Below are 337 nucleotides of genomic sequence, written 5' to 3' on the forward strand. Positions count from 1 at the left end.
AACTGAGTTAGTCGCTGAGCTGAAAACAGTTACCGATGAAGTCATTTATCCGAACAGAGTTACAAGAGACTTGGTTCAGAATGGTTATGAACTCAGCAAGTACGGAATTGATTTCAAATACGAAAGAGTTCACAAAGGTCGGGTTATTATTCTTCATTACAACGGCAAGCGTGACAGTAGTGACGGTAGAAATGTTACCGTCACGCAGGCACTGCCTGACAGCCCACAAACGTCTATATAGCTTCATCTGCGGGGCGTGTCAGTAGGTTTCCGTGTCGGTAGTTTTACTGTCACGGCTGAGTTACTGTCACGCACAAAAACGCCCGTTTTTGCCGCC

The 337-nt window shown here is 46.0% G+C and carries 1 pseudogene; it reads left to right on the top strand.

Annotation, left to right across the window (positions count from 1 at the left end):
- A pseudogene (locus DW015_RS13500) lies at positions 1–241 on the top strand (hypothetical protein); the annotation flags it as partial.
- Positions 242–337 lie beyond the last annotated feature (96 nt).

This window comes from Ruminococcus sp. AF37-20 (genome assembly GCF_003460465.1).
GTDB classification, from domain to species: Bacteria; Bacillota; Clostridia; order Oscillospirales; family Ruminococcaceae; genus Hominimerdicola; species Hominimerdicola aceti.